Origin of the sequence: Winslowiella iniecta (assembly GCF_001267535.1) — a bacterium.
Classification (GTDB): domain Bacteria; phylum Pseudomonadota; class Gammaproteobacteria; order Enterobacterales; family Enterobacteriaceae; genus Erwinia; species Erwinia iniecta.
This window is the reverse complement of the sequence record NZ_JRXE01000004.1, coordinates 127,518-140,821: the sequence shown is the minus strand read 5'-3', so window position 1 is coordinate 140,821 and position 13,304 is coordinate 127,518. Positions and strand designations below refer to the sequence as shown.

Annotated in this window: 11 protein-coding genes, 1 tRNA gene and 1 pseudogene; 6 read left to right on the top strand and 7 right to left on the bottom strand. The window is 54.2% G+C overall.

Annotated elements, in window-relative coordinates; translation table 11 throughout:
- Positions 1-355, bottom strand: a pseudogene (locus NG42_RS23285) (MFS transporter); the annotation flags it as partial.
- A 233-nt stretch (positions 356-588) separates the two neighbouring features.
- On the opposite strand from NG42_RS23285, the gene NG42_RS03860 reads away from it, so the two are divergent.
- Positions 589-676 (top strand) — tRNA-Ser (locus tag NG42_RS03860).
- A gap of 366 nt (positions 677-1,042) precedes the next feature.
- Here the strand turns inward: NG42_RS03860 and NG42_RS21830 are convergent.
- Together NG42_RS21830 and phoA are read right to left on the bottom strand one after the other, a co-directional pair.
- Entirely contained in the window at positions 1,043-1,174 is a 132-nt protein-coding gene (locus NG42_RS21830) for a DUF4172 domain-containing protein (RefSeq protein ID WP_082203827.1), read from the bottom strand.
- 123 nt (positions 1,175-1,297) lie between these two features.
- Entirely contained in the window at positions 1,298-2,704 is a 1,407-nt protein-coding gene (phoA, locus tag NG42_RS03855; RefSeq protein WP_052897951.1) for an alkaline phosphatase, read from the bottom strand.
- A gap of 304 nt (positions 2,705-3,008) precedes the next feature.
- On the opposite strand from phoA, the gene treA reads away from it, so the two are divergent.
- From treA to NG42_RS03840, 3 genes are all read left to right on the top strand, one after another.
- Entirely contained in the window at positions 3,009-4,628 is a 1,620-nt protein-coding gene (gene treA, locus NG42_RS03850) for an alpha,alpha-trehalase TreA (protein WP_173581464.1), read from the top strand.
- 77 nt (positions 4,629-4,705) lie between these two features.
- Entirely contained in the window at positions 4,706-5,986 is a 1,281-nt protein-coding gene (locus tag NG42_RS03845; RefSeq protein WP_052897950.1) for an MFS transporter, read from the top strand.
- Between the two features lie 231 nt (positions 5,987-6,217).
- Positions 6,218-8,338: a TonB-dependent siderophore receptor gene (locus tag NG42_RS03840; protein ID WP_052897949.1), complete on the top strand. Its 2,121-nt coding sequence runs from the start codon at positions 6,218-6,220 to the stop codon at positions 8,336-8,338.
- Positions 8,339-8,400: 62 nt separating this feature from the next.
- Here the strand turns inward: NG42_RS03840 and NG42_RS03835 are convergent, their stop codons facing one another.
- Positions 8,401-8,649: a GlsB/YeaQ/YmgE family stress response membrane protein gene (locus NG42_RS03835; protein ID WP_052897948.1), complete on the bottom strand. Its 249-nt coding sequence runs from the start codon at positions 8,647-8,649 to the stop codon at positions 8,401-8,403.
- A 10-nt stretch (positions 8,650-8,659) separates the two neighbouring features.
- Positions 8,660-8,860, bottom strand: coding sequence for an ElaB/YgaM/YqjD family protein (locus NG42_RS03830; RefSeq protein ID WP_241488295.1), 201 nt, complete (start codon positions 8,858-8,860; stop codon positions 8,660-8,662).
- A gap of 207 nt (positions 8,861-9,067) precedes the next feature.
- Between NG42_RS03830 and NG42_RS03825 the strand changes: the two genes are divergently transcribed.
- Positions 9,068-9,805 (top strand): flagellar brake protein, encoded by a 738-nt coding sequence (locus NG42_RS03825; RefSeq protein WP_052897946.1) that lies wholly within the window; start codon positions 9,068-9,070, stop codon positions 9,803-9,805.
- Between the two features lie 61 nt (positions 9,806-9,866).
- Here NG42_RS03825 and zigA read toward each other — a convergent pair whose 3' ends face one another.
- The gene (zigA, locus tag NG42_RS03820) at positions 9,867-11,081 is read right to left on the bottom strand and encodes a zinc metallochaperone GTPase ZigA (protein ID WP_052897945.1); all 1,215 of its coding nucleotides are present in this window, start codon (positions 11,079-11,081) and stop codon (positions 9,867-9,869) included.
- Positions 11,082-11,149: 68 nt separating this feature from the next.
- Positions 11,150-12,169, bottom strand: coding sequence for a LacI family DNA-binding transcriptional regulator (locus NG42_RS03815; RefSeq protein WP_052897944.1), 1,020 nt, complete (start codon positions 12,167-12,169; stop codon positions 11,150-11,152).
- 112 nt (positions 12,170-12,281) lie between these two features.
- Here NG42_RS03815 and NG42_RS03810 point away from each other — a divergent pair, with 112 nt between their 5' ends.
- On the top strand, positions 12,282-13,295 hold the full coding sequence (locus NG42_RS03810) for a Gfo/Idh/MocA family oxidoreductase (RefSeq protein WP_052897943.1): 1,014 nt from the start codon (positions 12,282-12,284) through the stop codon (positions 13,293-13,295).
- Positions 13,296-13,304 lie beyond the last annotated feature (9 nt).

The window sequence follows — 13,304 nt, the reverse complement described above, 5'->3', positions numbered from 1 at the left end:
GGCCGCTACCGGTGAGGAACATCGCCAGCCCCCAGTACAACCCTTCGGCACTCTGTCCGGAGAGCACCCAACATCCCGCCACCTGCAACACCATCCCAAGGACAAACAGATTGCGGTTACTGAGGAAGCGGCCACCAAGGTAGCCGCCGAACAAATGCAGGCCATAGTTAAATGCGCCAAACACGCCCATCATGGTATTGGCCTGAGCATCGCTAAAGCCAAGACGTTTAGTGGCATACAGCACCAGCGTCGAATAGAGCACAGCGAAGCCGAGTGTGGCGAAGATCTGAATAAAGAAGAGTGCACCAGAACCGGCGGGAACGCCGTGTGGCTGCGCCTTTGTTACGTGATTCAAACTAACCTCTGTGATTTTCTTGCCAGAATAAGCGCATTATTATGCGCATTACTGCCTCATGATGCAGGATGGAAAATGTGATTAGTTGTGTTTTTTCCACCTTTCGGCCAATTTGCCAGCAAAATGCTGAAAAACTGTCTAAACGCACCAGCCGATGAACAAAGTTCGTTGACGGCGCGGCAGGAAATCCCTACATTAGCCGCCGTCGACAAGTCACTTGCCGACAACAATATGGTGAGGTGTCCGAGTGGCTGAAGGAGCACGCCTGGAAAGTGTGTATACGGCAACGTATCGAGGGTTCGAATCCCTCCCTCACCGCCATATTCTGAGAAAAAGCCCGAACTTAGGTTCGGGCTTTTTTGTTTTTCTCTCCGCGCAGAGAGAGCGGATAAGCGGCCTGCCAGCGCCTGAACGTTAGCGGTGAAATTCAGCTACCGTCATCGTAAAGATTAGCTGACTGTTTCCGTCATTTGCATAATGATGGGCCGTATCTGGGAAGCGGGTGACGAATTGGTACGGGGTCTGGAACTGATGATGCCTGCGCAGGTATTGAAAAGAACCTCATCAGTTTTGATATTCCATAGTTTTTGCTGCGCAGATTATGCGCAGAAGGTGAGATAAAGTTTAAAGGTCTTAGGGCGTTTCCCCTGACGCCTATCACATTTGAAGGTATAGATGAACAGGGATTTATTCAGATCCTCTGATGCCCGGCAATAGGCCGAGATTACGCTGAACCAGGCGTAAACGAGGTAAGATCTGTTCTTTCTGCCAGTGAAAGCGAGGCCAGTCTTTCTGTTGCCAGATCCAGTTTGTCGCCATAATTTCTCCAGCGGATTGCCGTATTCGGCTCACTGCACAACGTAATCTCCACATTAAACCGCAAATGCCCGAACGTCAGTTCGGGCATTTGGCAGAGTGCGGCACCGCTATCGATCATTACGGCTATTTAATCCCCATCGCCGCCCGCATGGTATAGAACAGATCGGTCTGGTCAGTCAGGCCAACCACATTGGCAGCATGCGGACCATACGCGGCGATACGCAACTGGGTGCCGGTATGCCCCTGAGAGTCCTCTTCCGAATTACCGTAACTGATGGTCATCAGGCCCCCCTCTTTGGTATTCAGCGTCTGCGTCAGACCGGGTGCCTTACTGTTATTGGCAATAATCTGACTGGAATGCGCATGATCGGCGGTCACGATCACCAGCGTATTGCCGTCCTTACGCGCAAACGCCAGTGCCTTCTGTACCGCTTCATCCAGATCAACCGTTTCACCAATCTGTCCGCAGGGATTAGCCGCATGATCCTGTTTATCGATGGATGCCCCTTCCACCTGCAGGAAGAAGCCATTTTGATTTTTGCTCAGCAATTCGATGGCCTTATCGGTCATCTGCGCCAGTGTTGGGGTCGAGGCCGGGCGCTCTGCGTTGACCTCACAAGTGACAGCATTGCCTTTCAGGTTGCCGTGATAGCTGGCCTTTGGCCCTTTCCAGCGCACCGGCATATTGCCTGGTGCAAACAGGCCCAGTACCGGTTTATCCTGATTCGCTTCGCCGATCGCATTCATGCCGTCAAGATCTCTGACCCACTGATAGCCACGCAGTTTTGCCTGTTCTTCCAGGGTTTTCCCCTGCCACTCACCGGCCTTCGCCGTTTCGCTAAAGGTTTTTCCGCCGCCGCCCAGCGTGACGTCAACGCGGGTATTTAACAGCTGCTCGGCAATCGACCCTTTACCGCCTCGTTCCAGCGCATTGCTGGCGCACAATTCAGTGGTTTTTTCCGGGCCGTAACATTTGCGTGAAGTGACATGAGCAATCTGCGCCGCCGGGGTGGCGTCCTGCAATTCTGCGGTGGAGACGTTGCCGGTGGCTTTGCCCGCCGCTTTGGCAAGCTCCATAATCGTCGGATGATCTTTGCCGTTAACGTCAACGCCAATTGCCCCATTATAGGATTTCACTCCGGTACTCCAGGCGGTGGCCGAAGCGGCAGAATCGGTAACATAGTCAGGTTTATGGGTTTTCTTATCCAGCGCGTAGTGGGTGTATTGTCCGGTCAGCGGCAGCGCATCGATGCCTTTAAAGAAGCCGCCGGCACCTTCGGCATAGTTACGCGCGGCGGTGATTTCGGAGTCACCCATACCATCGCCAATCAGCAGAATCACGTTTTTCGCGGTGGTATGGGTTAATGAGGCTTTTAACGCGTCGGTCTGATCGCTGGTCAGACGGCGCGCGCCGCCGGGCTGAGTCAGATCGCCCTGCGCTGCGCGGCTGTAAGCGGCGATATCGGCATAGCAACTGGCGGAAAACAGCGTTGCGATAACAGACAGGGTGAATAGTTTTTTGTGTGACATCTTGCCATCTCTCCATGAGAAAAAGTTAACTAAGGTTTTCAGAGAGCGAGTTTGCGACAAAACCCTGTCAGTTTTGTGACACCAGCATGTCAATCTGATGTCAGTCACCGCGCCGCCTCATGACGTTAAAACCATTAGCCACCTCACAATTCGCGGCCTGCATTCCAACACTTAGCGAAATTTCGTCTAAAGTTTTTCGAATGGTCAATTACTTACAGACCATGTCGGGTCTGGACAAGGAGAACTGCCGATGATGAGACGAATTGATAACCCTCAATGGAAAGGGGCACTGCTGCTGCCGCTAATGTTTACCGGCGCGCTGGCGGGAATCACTCTGCCTGCGCACGCTGAAGAGGATCAGCGGATGTTAACCAGCGCACCGCAGCCGCCCGATGTGCGCCTTGGTCCGCTGTATCATGCCATACAGTCGGCAAAATTCTTCCCCGATCAGAAAACCTTTGCTGATGCGGTACCGAAATCTGATCCTACTTCAATTCTCGCTGACTGGCAGATGCAAAAAGGCCAGCGCAATTTCGATCTGCGCCACTTTGTAAACAGTAATTTTATCCTGCCGACCGAAGGTGAAAAGTACGTGCCACCGGAAGGCCAGAGTCTGCGTGAGCATATCAACGGGCTGTGGCCGGTGCTGACGCGCACCACCGATAAAGTGAATCAATATGATTCGCTGCTGCCACTGCCGAAGCCGTATGTGGTGCCGGGTGGACGTTTCCGCGAAGTTTATTACTGGGACAGTTACTTCACCATGCTGGGGCTTGCCGAGAGCGGTCACTGGGATCGGGTGCAGGATATGGTGGATAACTTCGCCGCGGAACTGGATAAATATGGTCATATTCCTAACGGTAACCGCAGTTATTACCTTAGCCGTTCACAGCCGCCGTTCTTTAGTCTGATGGTGGATCTGCTGGCGAAGCACGGCGGCGAGGAGGTGTACAGCAAGTACCTGCCGCAGTTGCAGAAGGAGTGGAATTACTGGATGGCGGATGCTGAAACGGTAAAACCCGGTGACGCCAGCAAGCGCGTGGTCAAGCTGAAAGATGGCACGATCCTGAACCGTTACTGGGATGCCCGTGATGTACCGCGCACCGAATCGTATATGGATGATATCGCCACCGCGCAAAAATCGCCGGAACGTAATAAAGCTGAGCTGTATCGCGATCTGCGTGCCGGTGCCGCTTCCGGTTGGGATTTCAGCTCGCGCTGGTTTGATAAGCCCGACGATCTCTCGACCATCCATACTACCCGCATCGTGCCGGTCGATCTCAATGCGCTGCTGTTCCATCTGGAAACCACCCTCGCCCACGCCAGCAAAGTGGCGAAGCAGGATGACGCCAGTCAGCGCTTTGGCGATCTGGCGAAAAAGCGTCAGGAGGCAATTAACCGTTACCTGTGGGATGAGCAGGACGGCTGGTATGCCGACTACGACTGGCAGAAAAACAGCGTGCGTAAGCAACTGACCGCCGCCACGCTGTTCCCGCTGTATCTGCAAGTCGCCAGCAAGGATAAAGCCAGCCGCACCGCCGAGGCGGTACAGAAGCAGCTGGTTAAAGAGGGCGGACTGGTCACCACTAACGTCAATAACGGCCAGCAGTGGGATGCACCTAATGGCTGGGCACCGTTGCAGTGGGTCGCCGTTGAGGGTCTGAATCATTACGGTAAGCAGACGCTGGCGAAAGATATCGGCATGCGCTTTCTGAAAAATGTGCAGGCGACCTATGATAGAGAGCATAAGCTGGTTGAGAAGTATGTCGTGGAAGGCGCCGGTCTGGGCGGCGGTGGCGGCGGTGAATATCCGTTGCAGGATGGCTTTGGCTGGACCAACGGCGTCACGCTGAAACTGATGGATATGTACTGTCCGAAAGATGTCACCTGTAATAATGTTGGCGATATCAGTAAAACCCAATAAGGATTTTTCACTTTAAACACTGCATATCCTCACAACGGGAGCCGAAAACGGCTCCCGTTGACTGGCCCGGAGCCATCATGCAATCACAAATCACTCGCTCAGCCAGTCGCCGTGCATTAGTGGCCGGTTCGGTCGGTAACTTTATTGAATGGTATGAATTTGGCGTTTACGGCTTTCTGGCCACGGTGATTGCCGCGAATTTCTTTCGCCTTGAGGGTGAAAGCGAGATCACCAGCCTGATCCTGACTTATGCTGCCTTTGCCCTCGCCTTTTTCTGTCGTCCGCTGGGGGCAATTCTGTTTGGCCGCATTGGCGACCGCATCGGGCGTAAACCGACGCTGATCGCGGTGCTGATTATGATGACGCTGGCCACCGCAGCCATCGGGCTGATGCCGACTTATGCCACGCTGGGTGTGGCCGCTCCATTGCTGCTAACACTTTTGCGTATGTTGCAGGGGCTGTTTGCTGGCGGTGAATTTGGCGGCGCGGTGGCGCTGATGACCGAATTTGCGCCGCGTGGCAAACGCGGTAGCTATGGCGCCTGGCAATCTTTTACCGTGGCGCTCGGTTTACTGGCCGGTGCCGGGGTGGTGGCGTTACTCGGTATGTTACTGACCAGCGAACAACTGCACAGCTGGGGCTGGCGCGTGCCGTTTCTGCTGGCTTTGCCGATGGGTCTGGTGGCGCTGTGGCTGCGTTTGCAGCTGGATGAAACCCCAAGTTTTAAGCAGACGCAGCAACATCGGCAACCCGCGCCGCTTTCCGGGGTGGTGAAAGCCATTGCGCTGGGTATTGGCCGCATGATGGGCTGGTCCGCCGCCGGTTATACCTTCCTGGTGGTGATGCCGTCATGGCTGCAAACCGCACTGCATGCCAGCTTTCAGCAGGCACTGGTGGCAACAGTATTGGGAAATATTGGCTTCGCGCTGACCATTTTACCGGCGGGTCGTCTCAGTGACCGTTATGGCCGCCGCCGCATTATGCTGCTGGCGATTGGCGCGGTAATTATTTTTACTTTCCCGCTGCTGGCAATACTGCAACAGCCAGAGGCGTCACTGTGGTGGAAGGCTGCGGCCGTGATGCTGGCCGGTGCGGTGGTGGGCTTGCTGGCCGGGCCGGGACCGGCGATGCTGGCAGAGATGTTTCCGACCCGGGTACGCTATACCGGATTAGGGCTGGCCTACTCGCTCTCCAATGCAGTGTTTTCCGGTTGCGCCGGACTGATTATTACCGCCCTGATAAAGCAAACCGGCAATATTAATATCCCGGCCTGGTATGTGGTGATCATTTCATTAATCAGCTTACTGGCGATTCTCACTTTGCGCCCCGACGACCATCTGCGCGACCTTGAGAGTTAACCGCTTGTCAGACGGCCCTTGCGCCGTCTGTTTCCTGCTCAGAAATGTTAATACCCCGATCGCTTTGTGTGAATATATCAGCATAATCAATGCTTGAAACCGCAATCGAGAAAGATAATAATTATCATTAGAATTATGACAATGTATGTCAATTGCATTGTCGGTGCGCTCAAGCTGGAATTCCTCTCGGAAACGCCGGCTTAATTACAATGAAACTATGGGATATTTAGAATGAGAATGGCTTTTACCTTAAAGCGTTCTGCTCTGCTTTGTTCACTTGCACTTGCCGCGCCAGCACTCTCTTTCGCTGAAGAGACCATGGTCGTCACTACACAGCCAGCCGAAACCGCCCAGTCACCGACTTCAGGTTACACCGTTAAAAACAGTACCGGTGCCACAAAAACTGATGAGCCGCTGATTACCACCGGACAATCCATTTCCGTGGTGACCCGCCAGCAGATCGAAGATCAGGGTGCCACCAACCTGAATCAGGCGCTGAACTATACGCCGGGGGTGTTTACCAACTTTGCCGGTGCCGCTTCACGCTTCGATACCGTTTCTCTGCGTGGCTTCCACGGCGGTGATACTGACAACACCTTCCTGGACGGACTGCGTGTTATGAGTGACGGCGGCAGCCACAACGTGCTGCAAGTTGATCCCTGGTTCCTTGAGCGCATCGATATTATCAAAGGCCCTTCTTCTGCCCTTTATGGTCAGACCGTACCGGGTGGCCTGGTGAATATGACGTCAAAACGTCCGCAGTTCGCTGAACAGGGCCATTTCCGCCTGTCTGCCGGTACGCAAAATACCAAAGGCGGTGCGTTTGACTACACCAATGCGATTAACGATCAATGGGCATTTCGTCTGACCGGTATGACCCGCACCAGTGATACTCAGTACGATCATACCCGTGAAGAGCGCTATGCGATCTCGCCATCACTGTTATGGCAGCCGGATGAAGATACCTCTCTGTTGTTGCGCGCTTATCTGCAAAAAGACCCTTCCGGCGGTTATCACGGCTCGGTGCCGCTTGATGGCACCACCAGCGAACATAACGGTAAAAAACTTAGCCGCAGCTTCTACGAAGGTGAAAGCTCACTCGATCAATACAAACGTACCGAGCAGATCTACAGCTATGAGTTTGCCCATCGCTTTAATGAAACCTGGGCATTCCGCTCGAATGCCAGTTATACCCACTCTAACGTCAAGCTTGACCAGGTTTATCAGGCTGGCTGGGTCAGCCCGACCAGTGATGAGTTAACCCGCTACTATTCCGGCACCCGTTCTTCGCTGGATGCGGTGGCGATTGATAACCAGCTGGAAGCCGATTTTGCTACCGGCGCGGTGGAACATAAAGTGATGCTCGGTGCTGAGTATCATCAGTATAAAAACGACCTGTGGGATGGCGGCGCGACGGCCACTAACCTGAATGCCTTTACCGGTGTTTCAGGTGGCACTGCCCTGAACTTCTACACCGATGATGACCTGACCCGTCGCTACTACCAGACCGGCATCTACTTGCAGGATCAGATGAAACTGGATAAGTGGCATGTTGATTTGTCTGGTCGTTACGATCGCATTGTGGCGAAACAGGATAACGATACGTCCGGTGACTCGCGCCGTCGCTCCGACGACCACGTCAGTGGCCGTGCTTCGGTACTCTATGCCTTCGACAACGGTATTTCACCTTATGTCAGCTACAGCCAGGCGATCACCCCAAGCTCACTGACCGGCCCGGATAATAATCTGCTGAAACCCAGCACCGCCGAGCAGTATGAGGCTGGGGTGAAATATCAGCCAGTGGGTACATCCGATATGTACTCGATTGCTGTTTATGATCTGACGCAGAAAGATGTCTCCAGCCGCGACGTGGTCAATGCGATTAACGTGCCGGCCGGTAAAGTGCACTCACAAGGTCTGGAACTGGAAGCGCGTAACCAAATCACGCCGCGTCTGAGCACCATTGCCGGCTACACGCTGAACCATGTGCGCTATAAAGAGACGCCGGATAATAACGATGGTCATACGCCATACCTGACGCCAAACCAAATCGCTACCGCCTGGGCACATTATCAGTTTGATTATGGTCTGAGCGTCGGTGCCGGAGTGCGTCATCTGGGCAAACAGTGGGCAGACAATGAAAACACCACTCGTCTGCCATCCGTCACGCTGTTTGATGCTTCCGTGCGTGCCGATTTGGGTGCCTGGAACAGTCAGCTGAAAGGGGCGTTTGTGCAGGTTAATGCCAATAACCTGACCGACCGCGAGTACATTGCCGCCTGTTATGGTACAGGCTTCTGCTACAAAGGCGCTGAGCGTACCATCGTTGCCACTGTCGGTTACGACTTCTGATACCTGGATTACGGTCACAAAAAAGGGAGACGTAAAGTCTCCCTTTTTAATGTGTCTGGTGCTTAACTTCTGACTTTACGGTAGATAAACAGCACCACAATGGCACCGATCACCGCCACCACAAAGCTGCCGAAGTTAAAGCCATCGACTTTACCAAAGCCGAAGAAGGTACTGATCCAACCGCCGACTACGGCACCGATAATACCCAACACGATAGTGATAATAAAACCGCCACCGTCTTTACCTGGCATAATCCATTTCGCAATGATACCGGCGATCAGACCAAAAATGATCCATGAAAGAATTCCCATTTCCTGCTCCTTATTTTTTGCTAATTAATACACCAACAACCAGACCCAGCGCAGCACCAATGCCTACGCCAGCCCAGGGATTCTTTTTCAAATAATCACAGGAGTCGCTGGCTGCGCTTTTCAGCTCATCACACAGTTCGCTACCTGCTTCGCGTGAGCGTTCCTGAACCTGCTCAAGTTTTTTACCGGCTTCACGTTTTGAAAACATCATACTCTCCTGTTAATACGCTCGCAGATGGCCGAAGGCCTTTTCTGTTAACAAGTATAGGCGAGATTTCTAACTCTGTGATTTGAATCCAAACTTTGATGAAAAAAAGACAGATACTCAGCGAATAAATGTAAAGTCCGCCGCTCTGACGCCGATACTGACCCCTGTACCGTTATCAGCAACGAGATTGCAACCGCACCGGAGCAGGATGTGAAAGAGGAAGATAAAGAGCAGTACCGTAAACACGGCACACTGGCGGTGCTGGGGGTACTGCGTGATCTGGAAAAACATCAGACCCCGGTGCGAATCGTCAGTGCACGCGGTCAGTTTATCAGCCGCATCCTGTTGGTTAATCAGCAACAGCTGATGCTCGATTACGGCAGTAATGCCTATGATAATCAGCTGGCATTGCAGTCACAGGATCTGCATATTTGTGCCGAAACCCAGGGTGCCAAAGTGGAGTTTGCCCTTGACGCGCTGGATGCCGTGGAATATGAGGGCTTACCGGCATTTTCTGCCCCGCTGCCGCAGCTACTGTGGCTGATTCAGCGCCGCGAATTTTTCCGGGTGAATGCGCCGCTGGAACCGGCGTTCTTCTGCCAGAGTCAGTGGCCAGATGGCTCCCGCGCCCGTTTTCGCCTACAGGATGTGTCGCTCGGGGGCATTGGCGTACTGCCGGATGGCCCGTTACCGCCAACACTGAACAGCGGTGATATTCTGCAAAATTTGCAGGTGGAGCTGGGAGAATACGGTCAGTTTACCGTCGATGCTCAGCTGCTGCATATCGGCGAACGCACCACCGTCAGCAGTAAAAATGAAACGGTGGTGACGCCACGGCTGAGTTTTCGTTTTGTGGCACTGAATGCCGCTCAGGAACGACAGTTGCAGCAGGTGATCTTCTCTCTGGAAAGGCTGGCGCGTGATAAGGCCAGACGCTTTGCTGAATAAGCCAGGGGCTAAACCGGCGGCTACCTTCATTTACGCTAGCCGCCTGACTAAACTCACCCTTTTAGTGTTCAGTCCACTCCGGAACCGGATCGTCAAAGAGCGTCCAGCCATGCGGCCCCAGTGCCATCTCCTTATCACTCAGCAGAGCCGCGCCGAGCTTATGCCGCAGCCCGTCTTCATCCATATCGATGCCAATAAACACCAGCTCCTGACGCGCATCGCCGACGCCATCGACCCAGTTTTCCGCAATAAACTGGCGCGTGTCGGCATCCTGCGGCCAGCGCTCGCGCGGCACAGAAGCCCACCATACCCCCGCCATTCCCTGCCGCGATACGCCACCGGCTTGTGACCATGACCCGGCAAAAGCGGGGCGAGTTGCCAGCCAGAAATAGCCTTTCGAGCGCACCACACCGGGCAAATCGCCGGCGACCAGCTGCCAGAAACGCTGCGGATGAAACGGCCGACGGGCGCGAAACACAAAGTGACTGATGCCGTACTCTTCGGTTTCCGGCGTATGTTCACCCCGTAACTCTTTCAGCCAGCCCGGCGCCTGAGCGGCAGCATCAAAGTCAAATAGCCCGGTATTCAGCAATTTATTCAACGCCACTTTACCGAATTGCGCGAATTCAATTTTCGCCCGCGGGTTCAGACTATGCAGGATCGCCATCAGCTGCTCGCGCTGCTCAACATCGATTAAATCGATTTTATTCAGTACCAGCACATCACAAAACTCAATCTGATCGATCAGCAGATCGACCACCGTGCGCTGATCCGCTTCACCCAGTGACTCGCCGCGCGCGCGGATGCTTTCATTCGACTGATAATCTTTCAGGAAATTGCAGCCATCGACTACCGTCACCATGGTATCGAGCCGCGCCACGCTGGAGAGGCTAATCCCCTGTTCATCCTCAAAGGTGAAGGTTTCTGCCACCGGCAGCGGTTCCGAAATGCCGGTGGATTCAATCACCAGCTGATCAAAGCGGCCTTCCTGCGCCAGCCGGGTGACCTCCAGCAGCAAATCTTCGCGTAACGTGCAGCAAATGCAGCCATTACTCATCTCAATCAGTTTTTCGTCGGTGCGGGACAATTCTGCGCCCCCTTCCCTGACCAGCGCCGCATCAATATTGACCTCCGACATATCATTCACGATCACCGCGACCCGACGACCTTCACGATTATTGAGAATATGATTTAACAGCGTGGTTTTACCGGCACCCAGAAAACCTGAGAGTACGGTTACGGGCAACCGAGAGTCGGCGGCGATAACTTCTGACATGGGAAACACTCCTTACTGGATAATATTGTTATGTTATAACATAACAATATTCATTACCAGAAGCGGTGTTAACGGTAGTTCTCCCAGGTGAACAGCATAAATTCAACTTTGCCCTCGGCGTAGGTTTCTGGCTGCGCGCCGCTGTCGAGGTGCCGGAGCATCAATGTGATCGCCAGTTGAGCGTGCTGGCGGGTGTTCTGGTCGAGGGTCAGCGAGACAGCATTTTTCGCCAGCAGCGCCTCGGTGGTGGTATACAGTTCGTGGGTAATAAATACGCTTTTACCGAGAAGGCGATGGCGATCCAGCGCTTCGCTGATTTCACTGTTACCGAGGCCGGTATTATAAATGCCCGCCACCTCACCCGACTGCGCCAGTTGCTGCTCCAGCAATTTACTGATGGTGTCGCGGCGCTCCTGTCCGGCCAGCACTTCGCGCAGCCGGATATGCGGGAAGCTTTGTTGCAGCACATCACGAAATCCCTGAATGCGCTGGCGATGGGCGCTGTAATCAAAGCGACCGCTGACCATAATCACTTCGCCATCAGTGTGCAGCATTTTTCCCATCAACCATCCCGCGGTGCGGCCAGCCTGCAACTGGTTAATTCCCACGTGACATAATCTTTCCACGCCTGGCAAATCGGTTACGATGGTGATTACCGGCACGCCACGCTGTTTGCAGAGCGCCAGCGCGTCATAAATTGCCGGATATTCATGCGCAAAAACGATCAGCCCGTCGCGCCTGGCGCTACAGGCGACAATATGCGCCGCCAGCTTGTCAGGACGGGATTCGGGAATAAAGGTACGGTGCAGCGTCAGGCGGCGATAGCCGTGGCCGGATGCCACCTCACTGAAGTCCTGCGCCAGCTGTTTAAAAAAGAAAGAGTCATTGCCGCTCAGTATCACTTCAAGCTGCCACGGATGACGATGCTCCTCCGGCAGAATCCGCTTCAGCCCGGCATCGCGCGCCGCCTCCAGTACTTTACGGCTGGTTTGCGGTGAAACGCCGCCACGCTCATTCAGCACCCTATCAACCGTCGCCACCCCCACTCCCGCCGTTTTCGCCAGTTGTTCCAGGGTGACTTTTTTCATGTCGCGCTCCGTTGAGGGATTTCCATCAAAACACCGTTCATCAAGTGTATCGGGGAAAGGTATTTTGGCAATGCACATTCGGCGATATTTCACGCTTAACCCCGGAGTAAAAATGGCAGCAAAACAGAGATTTGCCCTGCTCGGCAGCGGTTTTATCGGTCAGGTTCATGCACAGAATCTGGCCATGCATCCTGACACTGAACTGGTGATGGTGGCGGACAGCGATCCCTCACGGGCGGCAGCCGTTGCGCAGCGCTACGGCGCAAAATGCGCAGAGGTTTCGGCCGCCATTAACAGCGATACCATTGATGCGGTACTGATTGCCAGTTCCACCCCTTCCCATGCTGAACTGCTGCTGACCGCCGCCCGCGCCGGTAAAGCCATCTATTGTGAGAAGCCAATCGATCTTTCTCTTACGCGCGCCAGACAGGTAGTGGCGCAAGTGCTGCCGCTCTCTGTGCCGGTTACCGTCGGCTTTAATCGCCGTTTTGATGCCAGCCACCAGCAGCTAAAACAGCATCTGCAACGAGGCGACATCGGGGGCGCAGAACTGATTCAGATGGTTTGCCGCTCATCAGAGATGCCGCCCCTCAGTTATTTGCAGGCTTCTGGCGGACAAATGCGCGATCAGGCCATCCACTTTTTCGATCTGCTGCGCTGGCTGACGGCAGATGAAGTCACTGTCGTCGGCGCGATGGGCAGCGCGCTGGCGCAGCCTGAAATTAGCGCCTTTGGCGATGTGGATACCTCAGTATTGATTATGCAGATGGCCAGCGGCGCTCTGGCACAGCTGGATAATACCCGGCGAACCGGTTATGGCTATGATGAGCGCATCAGCGTACTGGGTGCGCGTGGATTGGCTGAATCCGGCAGTCAAAGCCCGCAAGGCGTCACGCTATGGCAGGGTAATCAGCAGCGTCGGCCAGGCCTGTGGCCGGACTGGTTCAGCCGGGTGAAAGAGAGTTATTACCTGCATCTGGATGCCTTTGTGCGCCAGTTAAACGGCGAGCTGACAGCGGATCTGCCGGGTTTGCTGGATGGGTTACAGGCGCAGGCGATTGCTGAAGCGGCGGTGCAGTCGCTGGCCGAAAAACGATTCTGTACCGTTGAGCAGATTACTGGCTGAAAACAGTCA

Coding starts and splice junctions, on each gene's coding strand:
- NG42_RS03840 (WP_052897949.1), top strand. CDS start 6,218: ATGAGAATGGCTTTTACCTTAAAGCGTTCTGCTCTGCTTTGTTCACTT.
- NG42_RS03830 (WP_241488295.1), bottom strand. CDS start 8,860: ATGATGTTTTCAAAACGTGAAGCCGGTAAAAAACTTGAGCAGGTTCAG.
- zigA (WP_052897945.1), bottom strand. CDS start 11,081: ATGTCAGAAGTTATCGCCGCCGACTCTCGGTTGCCCGTAACCGTACTC.
- treA (WP_173581464.1), top strand. CDS start 3,009: ATGTTTACCGGCGCGCTGGCGGGAATCACTCTGCCTGCGCACGCTGAA.
- NG42_RS03815 (WP_052897944.1), bottom strand. CDS start 12,169: ATGAAAAAAGTCACCCTGGAACAACTGGCGAAAACGGCGGGAGTGGGG.
- phoA (WP_052897951.1), bottom strand. CDS start 2,704: ATGTCACACAAAAAACTATTCACCCTGTCTGTTATCGCAACGCTGTTT.
- NG42_RS03845 (WP_052897950.1), top strand. CDS start 4,706: ATGCAATCACAAATCACTCGCTCAGCCAGTCGCCGTGCATTAGTGGCC.
- NG42_RS03835 (WP_052897948.1), bottom strand. CDS start 8,649: ATGGGAATTCTTTCATGGATCATTTTTGGTCTGATCGCCGGTATCATT.
- NG42_RS03810 (WP_052897943.1), top strand. CDS start 12,282: ATGGCAGCAAAACAGAGATTTGCCCTGCTCGGCAGCGGTTTTATCGGT.
- NG42_RS21830 (WP_082203827.1), bottom strand. CDS start 1,174: ATGGCGACAAACTGGATCTGGCAACAGAAAGACTGGCCTCGCTTTCAC.